The 13,994-nt window shown below is 40.9% G+C and carries 14 protein-coding genes and 1 pseudogene; 13 read left to right on the plus strand and 2 right to left on the minus strand.

The window, feature by feature from the left end:
* Window positions 1-12 precede the first annotated feature (12 nt).
* The 10 genes and pseudogenes from fmt (at window position 13) to ODU50_RS07460 (ending at window position 9,449) form a co-directional block, all read left to right on the plus strand.
* The gene (gene fmt, locus ODU50_RS07415) at window positions 13-951 is read left to right on the plus strand and encodes a methionyl-tRNA formyltransferase (protein WP_011921989.1); all 939 of its coding nucleotides are present in this window, start codon (window positions 13-15) and stop codon (window positions 949-951) included.
* The gene (gene rsmB, locus ODU50_RS07420) at window positions 938-2,251 is read left to right on the plus strand and encodes a 16S rRNA (cytosine(967)-C(5))-methyltransferase RsmB (protein ID WP_105152851.1); all 1,314 of its coding nucleotides are present in this window, start codon (window positions 938-940) and stop codon (window positions 2,249-2,251) included. The genes fmt and rsmB overlap by 14 nt, the downstream gene beginning before the upstream one ends.
* Before the next feature lie 37 nt (window positions 2,252-2,288).
* The gene (locus ODU50_RS07425) at window positions 2,289-3,026 is read left to right on the plus strand and encodes a Stp1/IreP family PP2C-type Ser/Thr phosphatase (RefSeq protein ID WP_004194145.1); all 738 of its coding nucleotides are present in this window, start codon (window positions 2,289-2,291) and stop codon (window positions 3,024-3,026) included.
* Window positions 3,026-4,528: pseudogene (gene pknB, locus ODU50_RS07430) on the plus strand (Stk1 family PASTA domain-containing Ser/Thr kinase); the annotation flags it as partial. The gene ODU50_RS07425 and the pseudogene pknB, both read left to right, overlap by 1 nt.
* Before the next feature lie 3 nt (window positions 4,529-4,531).
* Window positions 4,532-5,020, plus strand: coding sequence for a PASTA domain-containing protein (locus tag ODU50_RS07435; protein ID WP_371128166.1), 489 nt, complete (start codon window positions 4,532-4,534; stop codon window positions 5,018-5,020).
* Between the two features lie 284 nt (window positions 5,021-5,304).
* On the plus strand, window positions 5,305-6,000 hold the full coding sequence (liaF, locus tag ODU50_RS07440; protein WP_024384079.1) for a cell wall-active antibiotics response protein LiaF: 696 nt from the start codon (window positions 5,305-5,307) through the stop codon (window positions 5,998-6,000).
* Window positions 5,997-7,013 (plus strand): sensor histidine kinase, encoded by a 1,017-nt coding sequence (locus ODU50_RS07445; RefSeq protein WP_105152849.1) that lies wholly within the window; start codon window positions 5,997-5,999, stop codon window positions 7,011-7,013. The genes liaF and ODU50_RS07445 overlap by 4 nt, the downstream gene beginning before the upstream one ends.
* Window positions 6,985-7,626 (plus strand): response regulator transcription factor, encoded by a 642-nt coding sequence (locus ODU50_RS07450; protein ID WP_002937025.1) that lies wholly within the window; start codon window positions 6,985-6,987, stop codon window positions 7,624-7,626. Before ODU50_RS07445 ends, ODU50_RS07450 begins: the two co-directional genes overlap by 29 nt.
* Before the next feature lie 49 nt (window positions 7,627-7,675).
* Window positions 7,676-9,076: a bifunctional Cof-type HAD-IIB family hydrolase/peptidylprolyl isomerase gene (locus ODU50_RS07455; RefSeq protein ID WP_044759386.1), complete on the plus strand. Its 1,401-nt coding sequence runs from the start codon at window positions 7,676-7,678 to the stop codon at window positions 9,074-9,076.
* Window position 9,077: 1 nt separating this feature from the next.
* A complete protein-coding gene (locus ODU50_RS07460) occupies window positions 9,078-9,449 on the plus strand; it encodes a S1 RNA-binding domain-containing protein (protein WP_002937017.1) in 372 nt (123 codons plus the stop codon).
* A 25-nt stretch (window positions 9,450-9,474) separates the two neighbouring features.
* Here ODU50_RS07460 and cysK read toward each other — a convergent pair whose 3' ends face one another.
* Window positions 9,475-10,401, minus strand: coding sequence for a cysteine synthase A (gene cysK / locus ODU50_RS07465; RefSeq protein WP_105152848.1), 927 nt, complete (start codon window positions 10,399-10,401; stop codon window positions 9,475-9,477).
* An 89-nt stretch (window positions 10,402-10,490) separates the two neighbouring features.
* Window positions 10,491-11,123, minus strand: coding sequence for a YigZ family protein (locus ODU50_RS07470; protein ID WP_161947046.1), 633 nt, complete (start codon window positions 11,121-11,123; stop codon window positions 10,491-10,493).
* Between the two features lie 56 nt (window positions 11,124-11,179).
* Between ODU50_RS07470 and ODU50_RS07475 the strand changes: the two genes are divergently transcribed.
* The 3 genes from ODU50_RS07475 (at window position 11,180) to hpf (ending at window position 13,749) form a co-directional block, all read left to right on the plus strand.
* A complete protein-coding gene (locus ODU50_RS07475; protein WP_105152846.1) occupies window positions 11,180-12,472 on the plus strand; it encodes a DEAD/DEAH box helicase in 1,293 nt (430 codons plus the stop codon).
* Window positions 12,465-13,130 (plus strand): ComF family protein, encoded by a 666-nt coding sequence (locus ODU50_RS07480; protein ID WP_044693833.1) that lies wholly within the window; start codon window positions 12,465-12,467, stop codon window positions 13,128-13,130. Before ODU50_RS07475 ends, ODU50_RS07480 begins: the two co-directional genes overlap by 8 nt.
* A gap of 76 nt (window positions 13,131-13,206) precedes the next feature.
* On the plus strand, window positions 13,207-13,749 hold the full coding sequence (gene hpf, locus ODU50_RS07485; protein WP_014637536.1) for a ribosome hibernation-promoting factor, HPF/YfiA family: 543 nt from the start codon (window positions 13,207-13,209) through the stop codon (window positions 13,747-13,749).
* The last annotated feature ends 245 nt before the right edge of the window (window positions 13,750-13,994 follow it).

Genomic DNA, 13,994 nt, shown 5'->3' on the forward strand with positions numbered 1-13,994 from the left:
GAGAACACGAATATGACAAAGTTGATTTTTATGGGAACGCCAGCGTTTTCAGCGACGGTCTTAAGAGGGCTCTTAGCTGATGGAAATTACAACATACTGGCAGTTGTAACCCAGCCAGACCGAGCTGTTGGACGAAAAAAAGTCATCCAAATGACACCTGTGAAAGAAGTAGCCTTGGAATACAATTTACCAGTCTATCAACCAGAGAAGCTATCTGGAAGTCAAGAAATGGATGAGCTGATGAATTTAGGAGCAGATGGGATTGTGACGGCAGCTTTTGGGCAATTCCTACCAACCAAATTATTGAACTCAGTTGACTTTGCAGTCAATGTTCATGCTTCTCTTCTTCCTAAATACCGTGGCGGTGCCCCTATCCATTACGCTTTGATTAACGGTGATGAACGTGCTGGTGTAACCATCATGGAAATGGTCAAGGAAATGGATGCCGGTGACATGATTTCCAGCGATAGCATTGCTATTGAAGAAAGCGACAATGTCGGCACCTTGTTTGAAAAGTTGGCTGTTGTTGGTCGAGATTTATTATTACAAACCTTACCAGCCTATATTGCTGGTGACTTGAAACCAGTCGCTCAAAATCCAGAACAGGTAACCTTCTCACCAAATATCCAGCCAGAAGAAGAGGTACTGGATTGGAATAAGACAGCTCGTCAACTATTTAATCAGATTCGCGGTATGTACCCGTGGCCCGTTGCCCACACCTATTGGCAAGGGGAACGTTTTAAAATTCAAGAAGCTGTAGAAGCAGAAGGTGAAGGATCAGTTGGTCGGGTTATTGCTCGAAGCAAGAAAGAATTGATCATTGCGACAGGTCAGGGAGCCCTTTCTCTGAAAACTGTTCAGCCAGCTGGTAAGCCAAAAATGACCATTGCAGACTTTTTAAATGGTGCAGGTCGAGATATTGCAGTAGGAGATCAATTTGGTGATCAATAAACATGAAACAGCAAGAAGTCTAGCCCTATCTGTATTGGAACAAGTCTTTGATCAAGGTGCTTACTCGAACATCGCTCTCAATAAGGCTCTAGAATCTTCTCGTTTATCAGCACAGGACAAGGGCTTGGCGACCGAATTGGTTTATGGGACGGTTTCTCGTAAAATTACCCTAGAGTGGTATTTGGCACATTTTATCGAAGATAGGGAAAAGTTGGACACTTGGGTCTACTATCTCCTCATGTTGAGCCTCTACCAGTTGGTATATTTGGACAAATTGCCCCCTCACGCAGTTGTCAATGAGGCAGTTAATATTGCCAAGCGAAAGCCTGGAACTGACAAATTTGTTAATGCCATTTTGCGTAAGCTTAGTCAGGATTCCTTGCCGAAACCAGCAGATATTAAAAGAAAGAACAAACGTCTATCCGTTCAATATTCTGTGCCAGTTTGGCTGGTCCAAACCCTGATTGCAGAATATGGCGATGAACGTGCAGAGAAGATTTTCCAAAGCTTACATGATCGGAATAAGGCCAGTGTACGCGTGACAGATGGTCAACAAGTGGAGCAATTGGCAGAGGAGCTAGGCGCCCAACACTCGCAGTTATCACCAGTTGGGTTGGTTAAATCCCATGGACACTTTGCGGGGACAGATTATTTCAAGAAAGGACTTATCACCATTCAAGATGAAACCAGTCAATTGGTGGCTCCGACTTTGGATATTCAAGGAGATGAAATCATCTTGGATGCCTGTGCAGCTCCGGGTGGAAAGACCTGTCATATGGCAAGCTATCTTACGGATGGAAAAGTTTATGCGTTGGATTTATATGATCATAAACTAAACCTGATTGAAGAAAACGCACTTCGTTTAGGTCTAGAAGATAAGATTGAGACCAAACGTCTGGACGCCAGTCGTGTTCATGAAACATTTGGCCCTGATACCTTTGATAAGATATTGGTAGACGCCCCTTGTTCAGGTATCGGACTCATCCGCCGTAAGCCAGATATTCGTTATAACAAGGCATCGATGGACTTTGATTCTCTAAAGACTATCCAGTTGCAGATACTGGACAGTGTTTGCCAAAGCTTGAAAATTGGTGGTATAATAACCTATAGCACATGTACGATTATTGCTAAGGAAAACCAAGAGGTTATTCAAGAATTTCTGCAAAACCATCCCAATTTTGAGCAGGTGACACTAGAACACCCTCAAACAGATATTATGGTGGATGGCTGCTTGTTGATAACCCCTGAACAGTATAAGACAGATGGATTTTTCATCGGTCAACTTAGACGAAAATCCTAGAATAAGAGGAGGAAGTTGCTTAGCAACGATAAAAATTATGGAAATTGCATTACTTACTGATGTAGGACAGAAACGTTCGAACAACCAAGACTATATCAATCGCTACAAAAACCGTGCAGGGATTGATTTGGTCGTGTTAGCTGATGGAATGGGTGGTCACCGTGCCGGCCATATTGCTAGTGAAATGGCAGCAACAGATTTGGGAGCTGCTTGGGTTGATACTCAATTAGTGACCTTAAATGATGTCCGTGAATGGATGGTTGCAATTATTGACGCTGAAAACCAAAAGATTCATGAACTTGGACAGACAGAAGAATACAAGGGGATGGGAACAACTCTTGAAGCAGTTGTTGTCATCGACAACCAAATGATCTATGCCCATGTCGGAGATTCACGAGTTGGATTGATTAGAGATGGCGAATATACACGTCTAACCAACGACCATTCGCTGGTAGGTGCCCTTGTTCGAGCTGGTCAGCTCACAGAAGAAGAAGCACAGCGTCATCCTCAAAAAAATATTGTAACGCAGTCCATCGGACAAGCCGAACCAATTGAACCAGACATTGCTTTGAAAACCCTTGAGGTTGGAGATTACGTCCTTATTAACAGCGATGGCTTAACCAATATGGTACCAACCGAGGACATTCGTGATATTGTATTGAGTGATGTTTCAATTGAAAGCAAGGTAGAAACACTTGTACGTTTTGCCAATAATGCAGGCGGTCTAGATAATATTACAGTAGGTTTGCTTCACATTACGGAGGAGGCTAGGTAATGATTCAAATCGGTAAGATCTTTGCCGGTCGGTATCGAATCGTTCGGCAAATTGGTCGAGGCGGTATGGCAGATGTTTACCTAGCAAGAGATTTGATTTTAGATGGAGAAGAGGTTGCCGTTAAAGTTCTTCGGACCAACTATCAGACAGATCAAATTGCTATCCAGCGTTTTCAACGTGAAGCGCGTGCCATGGCAGAACTTGACCATCCCAATATCGTTCGTATTTCGGACATCGGCGAAGAAGATGGTCAACAGTATCTGGCTATGGAATATGTCAATGGCCTCGATTTAAAACGTTATATAAAAGAAAATGCACCACTCTCCAACGATGTTGCGGTGCGAATTATGGGACAGATTCTCCTTGCTATGCGAATGGCGCACACGAGAGGAATTGTCCATCGAGATTTGAAACCTCAGAACGTCCTTTTGACTTCCAATGGAGTCGCTAAAGTAACAGACTTTGGTATTGCAGTTGCCTTCGCTGAAACGAGTTTGACACAAACCAACTCCATGTTGGGTTCTGTTCACTATCTTTCACCTGAGCAGGCGCGTGGTTCGAAAGCGACCATTCAAAGTGACATTTATGCGATGGGAATCATCCTTTTTGAAATGTTGACGGGTCGCATTCCCTATGATGGAGACAGTGCTGTGACGATCGCTCTTCAGCATTTCCAAAAACCTCTCCCATCTGTTAGAGAAGAGAATGCCAACGTACCTCAGGCTTTAGAAAATGTTGTACTAAAAGCAACGGCTAAAAAATTAAACGAGCGCTATAAGTCGGTTGCAGAAATGTACGCAGATTTAGCTTCGGCTCTATCCATGGATCGTCGGAATGAACCCAGGGTTGAACTAGAAGGGAACAAGGTTGATACAAAAACCTTGCCAAAACTCTCCCAGGCCAATGTTGAAACGAAAGTACCGCATACAAACAGTTCTGCCCAAGTTTCTGCGACGGATAAGGGGTCTGGTAAGAAAGAAGTGGCGAACTCAGGGAATAAGCCTGTTTCAAAACCAAGACCGGGGATGCGTACACGCTATAAAGTCTTGATAGGAGCTATTTTGTTAACAGTCATAGCGGTTGGACTCATGTTTTTCAACACTCCACGGACAGTTACCGTCCCTGATGTGTCTGGTCAAACCGTTGAAAAAGCTACAGAAATGATTGAAGTAGCAGGATTGGAAGTCGGAAACATCACAGAAGAAGCGACCGCAACTGTAGATGAAGGATTGGTAATACGAACCTCTCCGGCTGCAAAGACGACCAGACGTCAAGGGAGTAAGATTGATATTGTAGTAGCAACGGCTGCGCTGTCATCTATTCCAGATGTGGTGGATAAGGAGTCTGATACTGCACGGCAGGAATTGGAGGCTCTTGGTTTCCAAGTGACAATAAAAGAAGAATATAGCGAAAAAGTTGCCCAAGGACTCGTCATCAAAACAGATCCAGAAGCAAATAGTTCTGCTGAGAAGGGGGCAAAAATTACCCTTTATGTTTCCAAAGGAGTGGCGCCACAAGTTGTTCCAAACGTTGTTGGAAAAAGTCAGGAGAATGCTACTCAAGTTCTTCAGACAGCAGGATTCAGTGTTGGAACCATTACTCAGGAATATAGCTCATCTGTTACTGCGGGTCAGGTTATCAGTACAGATCCCGTTGCCAATACAGAATTGGCAAAAGGTTCTATCATCAATCTAGTTATTTCAAAAGGAAAAGAGTTGATTATGCCTGATTTAACATCTCGCAATTACACCTATTCACAGGCGCGTAGTCAATTACAAGCCTTGGGTGTCAATGCGGAAAATATTGAAAAACAAGAAGATAGAAGTTATTATTCAACGACAAGTGATATTGTCATTGGACAATATCCTGCTGCTGGAGCAACAATTGATGGAACAGTTACCTTGTATGTCTCCGTTGCATCAACCAGAACCAGTAGCGATTCTTCAACAGGAAGTTCCACAAGCACAAGTACTTCAACAGATAGCGGACAATAAAGATGAATAAGGTTGGGTAGATGCCCAATGTCGTTAAGCTAACTAACCTATCATATTTTGTGGTAGGTTAGTTTTTTATGTTACACTAAAAATAGAAGGGGGAAGGTCATGCTAGATCAGATTAAAGCTCATTTATACTCTTCGAAAATCAAAATTATCCGTTGTCAACTTGCCTTGAACTAAAAGTAAACTAAAACTATATATCAGTCAGTCCTATATTTCCTACTTTGGATGGAGTTCTTTTACTTATTTTTTGTTACAATAGTATAGAAAGGATGGAGAAGATGCGAAAAGTTCAATTTTTTCTACTAATAGAAAGTATGATTTTTACGATGGCAGCCTTTGACGTGGTAGCCAATGAGGCCAGTCGGACCCTGCTACTTTTCTCTGCCTTATTACTCATCATTTGGTACTTCCTAGGAAGAAAAGTTAATAGCGTTTTACTGGTTAGCTCCTTATCTCTATTATTTTTGGTCTTTGTTTTAAATCCCTTCTTCATTATTGGGATTATGCTACTAGTCGTGTACATGCTGATTAATTTCTTTTCACGTTATGAAAAGAGAAACCAATATACTCACATTGTTTTTAGTGACTATTCTCTACAGGTTCAAAAAGAGAAAAATAGATGGTTTGGCAACCATGATCACTCTCAAGATAGGTTTGGTTTTGAAGATATTAACATTGTACGCTTGTTTGGCAATGATGTAGTTGATTTGGATAAGACTGTATTAGTTGGCAGAGATAATATTGTTGTAATTCGTAAAACGTTTGGACGGACAAAAATTATTGTTCCAATTGATGTTGAGGTTGCACTTTCAGCAACTAGTATCTATGGACGAGTAAGTTTCCTGGGTGAATCATACTGGGATTTGCGGAATGAAAGTATAGCGGTCAATAGTCCCGATTATCAAGAATCACACAAACGTGTAAAAGTCGTTACCAACAATATCCTGGGAGATGTGGAGGTGGTTCGCGTATGAGAAAACGTACCTACCTACTCCTCGCCTGGTTTGCCTGTCTTATTGTTTTTGTAGTGATTGCTTCCACCCTCCCACTTTTAAATTATTCATTGCTAGATGTTACGCTCTGGATTTCAACGGAGCAGCTCGTGTTTACTCTCATTCTACTAGTTATTGTTTTGACTCTTTTTCTAGCTGTAATGGTACAAACTGTCAGCCTAGCCTCCACTCAGGTTATGCGGACGAAGTTACAAGCTATCTTGAAGAATAAAAGTATTCGAACAGACACCGAAAGTGATCAACTCTTGCTCCAGTTGTCTGATAAGGTCAGAAACCTCACGCGTCAGGTGCAGCTGGTTGACAATCAAGATTTAGTCAAGAAAGAAGAGATTGTTGAGGGAGAACGGAAACGGATTGCTAGGGATTTGCATGATACGGTTAGTCAAGAGTTATTTGCGACGAGCATGATTTTGTCAGGATTATCGTCCAATCTATCCACTCTTCCGCAGGAAACTTTGCAGGAACAGCTGATGCTCGTGAAAGACATGATTGAGTCTGCCCAAAGAGATCTACGCATCCTATTATTACATCTACGCCCAAGTGAACTTGAAAGTAAAACCTTGGTTGAAGGATTTGAGCTGATTTTGCGTGAAGTTAGCGACAAAAGTAATATTATCGTTCATTTCCAACACGAAGTAGAGGAGCTACCGAAACTAATTGAAGAACATCTCTTCCGCATTGCGCAAGAAATTATCAGTAATACCTTGCGACATGCCAAGGCCAAGCATTTGGATGTTTACCTCTTGCAGAAGGAAACAGAACTGCAGTTGAAAATGACAGACGATGGTATCGGCTTCCAACAAGATGCAGATGATGAATTAAGTTACGGTCTTCAAAACATACGTGAGCGAGTTGAAGACATGGCTGGAACGATAAAAATTCGCACAGCCCCAAATAAGGGAGTGGCGATTGATATTCGTATCCCACTATTGAAAGGAAAAGAAGATGAATACGATTCGAGTGATGCTAGTTGACGACCATGAGATGGTTCGTCTAGGATTGAAAAGTTACTTAAATTTACAGCCAGATGTTGAAGTAGTTGCAGAAGCTAGTGATGGCGAGGAAGGTTTGGCTAAAGCATTAGAGGTTAAACCCGATGTTGTAGTGATGGACTTGGTTATGCCCAAGATGACTGGCGTAGAAGCAACCCTGGCCTTGCTGAAGGAATGGCCGCAAGCGCAGATTGTCATCCTGACCTCCTACCTAGATAATGAAAAAATCTATCCTGTGCTGGAAGCAGGAGCTCGTGGCTATATGTTGAAAACGTCAAGTGCTGACGAAATCTTAGCAGCCATCCGCAAGGTAGCTCTTGGAGAATATGCTATTGAGACAGAAGTAGAGAAAAAAGTAGAGCACCATAAACGCCACCCAGACTTACATGATGACTTGACAGCTCGTGAACGCGAAATCTTGACGCTGTTAGCCAAGGGATATGATAATCAACGAATTGCAGATGAGTCCTTCATATCCTTAAAAACTGTAAAAACCCATGTTTCCAATATCTTATCCAAACTAGCTGTGAGCGACCGTACTCAAGCAGTTGTTTATGCTTTCCAGCATGGTTTGGTGGCGCAAGAGGACCAATAGTGGTATAATGAAAATTAGTTAATTTTCAACCAAAGGATAGTGGAATTATATGGATGCAAAACTCAGATATAAGGCAAAAAAAATAAAAATAGTCTTTTTTGACATTGACGACACGCTACGTGTGAAGAATACAGGCTACATTCCTGAATCAATTCAGCAGGTTTTCAAATCACTGAAAGAAAAGGGGATTTTGACAGGAATTGCGTCAGGACGAACGCCTTATGGTTTGGTGCCAGAAATCAAGGCCTTAAAGCCAGACTTTTTCGCTATGATTAACGGCTCCTACGTAGAAGATGCCAAAGGTCAGGTAGTGTACCATCAGCCAATGCCCCAAAATTTAGTAGAATCTGTATTAAATTGGGCTAAAGAAATTGGAATCGAATATGGTATGCTTGGTAGTCAAAAAGGGACACTTTCTGCACGAACTGACCGCATTAGTCAAGTAATTGACTTGATTTATGAAGGTTTGGAAACAAACCCAACTTTTTATAAAGAAAATGACATCTATCAATTATTAACTTTCGAGAAAGATGGTCACGAAGTAGAACTTCCAGAAGAGTTGCAAGCGGAATTGCGTAGTGTTCGTTGGGATGCTATTTCATCGGACATTGTGCTAAAAGGCTCTTCCAAAGCAACCGGTGTTGCTAAGGTTGTTGAAAAACTAGGCCTGAAACCTGAAAATGTCCTAGTATTCGGAGATGGACTCAACGATATTGAGTTATTCGATTATGCAGGAATTAGTATCGCTATGGGGCATTCGCATCCAGAACTGCAAAAGCATGCAGATTATATCACAAAAAAAGTAGAAGAAGATGGCATTTTCGATGCCTTGGAGAAATTAGGTATGGTAGAAAAAGAAAAATATTTCCCGCAATTAGATTTGGAAAATGTTACAGGGCCAGTTGCGCATATCAAGACTAACCACGGTAAGTTAACAGTAAAACTCTTCCCTGAAATTGCACCCAAAACTGTAGCAAATTTCGTAGCTCTTTCTAAAGATGGCTATTATGACGGGATTATCTTCCATCGTATTATCAAAGACTTTATGATTCAAGGTGGCGATCCAACCGGAACAGGCATGGGTGGTGAATCTATTTATGGTACTGCGTTTGAAGATGAATTTTCAATGGAAGCTTTTAATTTCAGAGGAGCCTTGTCAATGGCCAATGCAGGACCAAATACAAATGGAAGCCAATTCTTTATCGTTCAAAACCAAAACTTCCCATACAATGCGAAAGAATTAGAACGAGGCGGTTGGCCTAAAGAAGTTGCAGAAGCCTATGTCAAAAATGGCGGGACACCACATCTAGACCAACGCCACACAGTGTTTGGTCATCTAGTTGATGAAGAATCCTTCGTCGTCTTGGATGCTATCGCAGCGGTTGCAACAGATTCAGCAGATCGTCCACATGAAGATGTTGTAATTGAGACCATCGAAATAGAGGATTAAGATGAAAATCGGAGATAAACTCAAGGGGACGGTAACGGGCATTCAGCCGTATGGAGCCTTTGTACAATTAGAGAATGGGACGACGGGCCTAATCCATATCTCGGAAATCAAAACAGGTTTTGTTGATAATATTTATGATCATTTAAAATTGGGGCAAGAGGTTTTGGTACAGGTAGTTGACTTTGATGAATATACTGAAAAGGCTAGTTTATCAATCCGGACCTTAGAAGAAGAACAACAAAAAATTCCGCGTCATCATCGTTTTACAAATGAACGGAATAAAATTGGTTTTTCCCCTTTAGCAAAACAACTTCCGAAATGGATTGAGGAAGCTAAAGGCTATCTCAAAGAACACAAAGAAAAGAAGGTATAGGATGCATTCCTAACCTTCTTTCTTTTTAATCATTAAACTCGTAAAGAGCTGTTGACAAGTAACGTTCTCCGTTATCAGGCAAGATTGCCAACACTTTTTTTCCAGTTCCCAACTCCTTAGCGACTTCGATCGCAGCGTGAATTGCTGCACCTGAAGAAATACCAACTAAGAATCCTTCTTTTCCACCGATAGCACGACCTGTAGCTAAGGCATCATCGGATTTGGCACGAATAATGCCATCATAGGCGCTAGTGTCCAAAGTATCTGGAATAAAACCTGCCGAAATACCTTGGATCTTGTGCGGACCAGGTGCTTCACCAGATAAGACAGCTGATTCATCAGCTTCGACAGCATAGATAGCGATATCTGGATTTGCTGTCTTCAAAACATGCGAAACACCTGAAACGGTACCACCAGTACCAACGCCAGATACAAAGGCATCTAAACCAGTTGTTCCAAAGTCTTCCAAAATTTCCTGTCCTGTTGTATCTTCGTGAACTTTTGGATTGGATGGATTAGCAAACTGGAAAGGAACCCAGCCATTTTTTTCTTCAGCAATCTCTTTTGCTTTGGCGATAGCCCCCTTCATCCCTTCGCTACCAGGAGTCAAGACGAGTTCAGCTCCATAAGCTTGGATAATCTTACGACGCTCAACACTCATGGTTTCAGGCATGACGATAATCACCTTATAACCTTTTGCTGCTCCAACCCAAGCAAGACCGATACCAGTGTTACCACTTGTTGGCTCAACAATAGTATCTCCAGGTTTGATGGTACCAGCCTTTTCAGCATCTTCAATCATAGCCAAGGCGATCCGGTCTTTTACAGAAGAACCTGGGTTAAAGGCCTCTAATTTCACATAGACTTCCGCCGCCCCCTCTGGAACGATATTATTGAGTTTAATAACAGGTGTTTTTCCAACTAATTGAGTAATGTTTTGATAAATAGCCATATGGCACCTCCAAATAATGTTATTATACATTATATAGTAGAAAGTCAAAAAAGGATAATATAAAAAAACTATCTCGCCGATAGCTTTTTTTAATAGACAGGTACCTCAACGATTCGAGAGTTAGCTTTTTCCGCGAATACTTTTCCGTGGTAAAAGTCAGTAAGACTTGCTAATGTTTGTTCAAGGAATTCTTTATCTACAAAAATCATGGTTGAAACTTCAGTAGTAAACTGGGTATCAAATTCTTCCAGACCTTGCTCAGCTCGCCAATTGGCAAACTCTTGGTATTGGGCGTAGGACATACTAATGGAAATACCTTCCTGCTCCTTGACTTCCACAACACCGATCTCCTTGACTGCATTAGCCACGGCTCCAGCGTAAGCACGAATAAGTCCGCCTGCCCCTAGTTTGATACCTCCAAAATAGCGGGTAACTACCGTTGCGACATTGGTCAGTTCGTGATTTTCTAAAACCGTCAGCATTGGCACACCAGCAGTGCCAGACGGCTCCCCATCATCTGAGGAACGCTTGATTTCCATATTTTCTCCAAGGACAAAAGCAGAGCAGTTATGAGTAGCCTTGTAATGTTCTTTCTTGATCTTGTTGATAAAGTCGCGAGCTTCCTCCTCGCTGGTCACTCGTTTCATAAAGCAGATAAATCGTGACTTTTTAATTTCTTCCTCAACAATACCATCTTCTCTAATTGTTTTAAATTCTTTCATAACCAAATTGTACTAATTTTTTTAAAAACTGACAAGAAATTCCGAATAAATAAGCGATGAAAGAATTAGAAAATTATTATGGAAGATTATTTACCAAATACCAATTGACAGCAAAAGAAAGAGAAATAGCAGAAAAAGTGCCAAGTATTACAAAAAAGAATAACTGCTTTCGCTGTGGAACAACTTTTAAAGAAGAAAACAAATTGCCAAACGATGCTTATTACTGTCGAGCCTGCTTGCTTTTAGGCAGAGTACGGTCAGACGAAAAACTCTATCATTTTCCTCAGAAAGATTTTCCAATCACTAAGTGTTTAAAGTGGAAAGGTCAACTAACTGATTGGCAACAAAGAATTTCAGATGGACTAGTTGCAAACGTGGAAAATAATCGTGCGACATTGGTTCATGCAGTAACAGGAGCAGGTAAGACAGAAATGATTTACCACACCGTTGCCTCAGTGATTGATAAAGGCGGAGCGGTTTGCCTAGCTAGTCCTCGAATCGATGTTTGTATCGAACTCTATAAACGTCTGCAAAATGATTTTTCAGTTCCAATTAGTTTACTACATGGAGAGTCTGAACCTTATTTCCGAACTCCATTAGTTGTAGCAACCACACATCAGTTATTAAAATTTTATCAGGCCTTTGATTTGGTTTTGATCGATGAAGTAGACGCCTTTCCCTATGCAGATAATCCCATGCTCTATCGAGCAGCAGACAATGCGGTCAAGGAAGCCGGTGTTCAAGTTTTTCTGACGGCGACTTCAACAGATGAATTGGATAAAAAAGTCAGAACGGGCAAATTAAGCCGTCTTAGTTTGCCAAGGCGCTTTCATGGCAATCCGCTTGTTGTCCCGCAAAAAGTCTGGTTTAGTAAATTCGATGATACCCTAAAGAAAAATAGACTAGTTCCAAAGTTGAAAAAAGCGATTGAAGAACAGAGAAAGTCGGGCTTTCCCTTACTCATTTTTGTCCCAGAAATCTCCAAAGGTCAAGAATTTACCAAGATAATGAAAAAAACATTCCCAGAAGAAACAATTGGCTTTGTATCCAGTCAAACAGAAAATCGCCTTGAAATAGTTGAAGGGTTTCGCAAGAGAGAAATCACAGTATTAATCTCGACTACTATTCTTGAACGTGGGGTGACCTTCCCATGTGTAGATGTCTTTGTTGTTCAAGCCAATCATTACCTCTACACAGCGTCAAGTCTTGTTCAGATTGCAGGCCGGGTCGGCAGAAGTATGGAACGTCCGACTGGGTTACTCCAGTTTTATCATGAGGGAAGTACAGGAGCTATTGAAAAGGCAATCGCTGAAATTAAACAGATGAACAAGGAGGCTGGATATGTCTAATTGTCTATTGTGTGATCAAGCTATGAAAAATAAAACAAGATTTTCAGATCTCATCTTCTTTAGTAAAGAAAAATCGGGCACCTGTGAAGAATGTTTTTCGACTTTTGAGGAAATAGCAGAGCAACACTGTCCACATTGTTATAAAAATGGGGAATCGGAAAGTTGCAAGGATTGTCAGTACTGGCAGAATCAAGGGAAACCAGTTGTCCACACAGCTTTGTACCAATATAATCAAGCGATGGCACATTATTTTAGTCGCTACAAATTTCAAGGAGACTATGTTTTAAGAAATATTTTTGCTAAAAAGCTTAGAATAGCGTTAAGCCAATTTCCTGACTACACAATTGTTCCCATACCAATTAGTCAAAAACGACTATCAGAACGCGGGTTTAATCAAGTGGAAGGACTTTTGGATGCTACAAATATTCCCTATCAATCCCTTCTTGGAAAGTATGAAAGCCAAAAACAATCGTCTAAAAATCGAGCAGAGAGACTAGAAGCAAAACAGATGTTCTATCTATTAGATGAAAAAGAAGTGCCAGAAAAAATATTATTATTCGACGATATATACACAACAGGAGCCACAATCCAACTTGCTGTAGAACTTTTCATGAAAATTGGTAGGAAAGAAATCAAAACATTTTCACTAACACGATAAGAAAACGGTTGCAATATTCCTATAATGTGGTATAATAATAGTGAAGAAAGGCGAAAGCCAAGAAAGAGGTACTAATATGATTAAATTCAGTATTCGTGGAGAAAACCTTGAAGTTACAGATGCACTTCGCACCTATGTAGAAGAGAAAGTGGCTAAGATTGAGAAATATTTCAATGAAGAACAAGAGTTGAATGCTAAAGTAAATCTAAAAGTTTACCGTGACAAGCGCGCAAAAGTAGAAGTAACAATTCCAGTTGGAGCAGTTACACTTCGCGCAGAAGATATTTCACAAGAAATGTATGGCTCTATCGATCTTGTAGTAGATAAGATTGAACGCCAAATTCGTCGTAACAAAACCAAGATTGAACGAAAACATCGTCAAAAAGTGGCAACTGGTCAAGTCTTTACAGATGAACTTGTTGAGCAAACAGGTGAGGAAGTAAAAGTGGTTCGTACTAAGCAAGTAGACTTGAAACCAATGGATATGGAAGAAGCAGTCCTCCAATTGGAGTTGCTCGGACATGATTTCTTTATCTATACAGATGCCAATGACGGTACAACAAATGTATTGTATAGACGTGAAGATGGAGATTTGGGTCTTCTAGAGGTACGTCAATAAAGATAATAAAACAGTTGCAGTTTTTGCAGCTGTTTTATCATTTTCAAAAAACTGGTTGACAATGTGTATAAGTCGTGATAGAATGAATGAGTTGTCTCTTGAGGTGCTAGTTAATAGCGGAACGAAAAAAAGTTTCAAAAAAGTGTTGACAAAGTTTCCAAGAAATGATAAACTAAGATAGTTGTCGCGAGAGCGCGATAACGAACAAGACCTTTGAAAATTAAAGAAGACGAACCAAACGTGCA

It is taken from the genome of Streptococcus sp. 2020WUSS084, from assembly GCF_044427445.1.
In the GTDB taxonomy this organism is placed as follows: domain Bacteria; phylum Bacillota; class Bacilli; order Lactobacillales; family Streptococcaceae; genus Streptococcus; species Streptococcus suis.

Coding starts and splice junctions, on each gene's coding strand:
- ODU50_RS07450 (WP_002937025.1), top strand. CDS start 6,985: ATGAATACGATTCGAGTGATGCTAGTTGACGACCATGAGATGGTTCGT.
- ODU50_RS07455 (WP_044759386.1), top strand. CDS start 7,676: ATGGATGCAAAACTCAGATATAAGGCAAAAAAAATAAAAATAGTCTTT.
- ODU50_RS07470 (WP_161947046.1), bottom strand. CDS start 11,123: ATGAAAGAATTTAAAACAATTAGAGAAGATGGTATTGTTGAGGAAGAA.
- ODU50_RS07475 (WP_105152846.1), top strand. CDS start 11,180: ATGAAAGAATTAGAAAATTATTATGGAAGATTATTTACCAAATACCAA.
- liaF (WP_024384079.1), top strand. CDS start 5,305: ATGCGAAAAGTTCAATTTTTTCTACTAATAGAAAGTATGATTTTTACG.
- fmt (WP_011921989.1), top strand. CDS start 13: ATGACAAAGTTGATTTTTATGGGAACGCCAGCGTTTTCAGCGACGGTC.
- ODU50_RS07445 (WP_105152849.1), top strand. CDS start 5,997: ATGAGAAAACGTACCTACCTACTCCTCGCCTGGTTTGCCTGTCTTATT.
- cysK (WP_105152848.1), bottom strand. CDS start 10,401: ATGGCTATTTATCAAAACATTACTCAATTAGTTGGAAAAACACCTGTT.
- ODU50_RS07460 (WP_002937017.1), top strand. CDS start 9,078: ATGAAAATCGGAGATAAACTCAAGGGGACGGTAACGGGCATTCAGCCG.
- hpf (WP_014637536.1), top strand. CDS start 13,207: ATGATTAAATTCAGTATTCGTGGAGAAAACCTTGAAGTTACAGATGCA.
- ODU50_RS07425 (WP_004194145.1), top strand. CDS start 2,289: ATGGAAATTGCATTACTTACTGATGTAGGACAGAAACGTTCGAACAAC.
- ODU50_RS07480 (WP_044693833.1), top strand. CDS start 12,465: ATGTCTAATTGTCTATTGTGTGATCAAGCTATGAAAAATAAAACAAGA.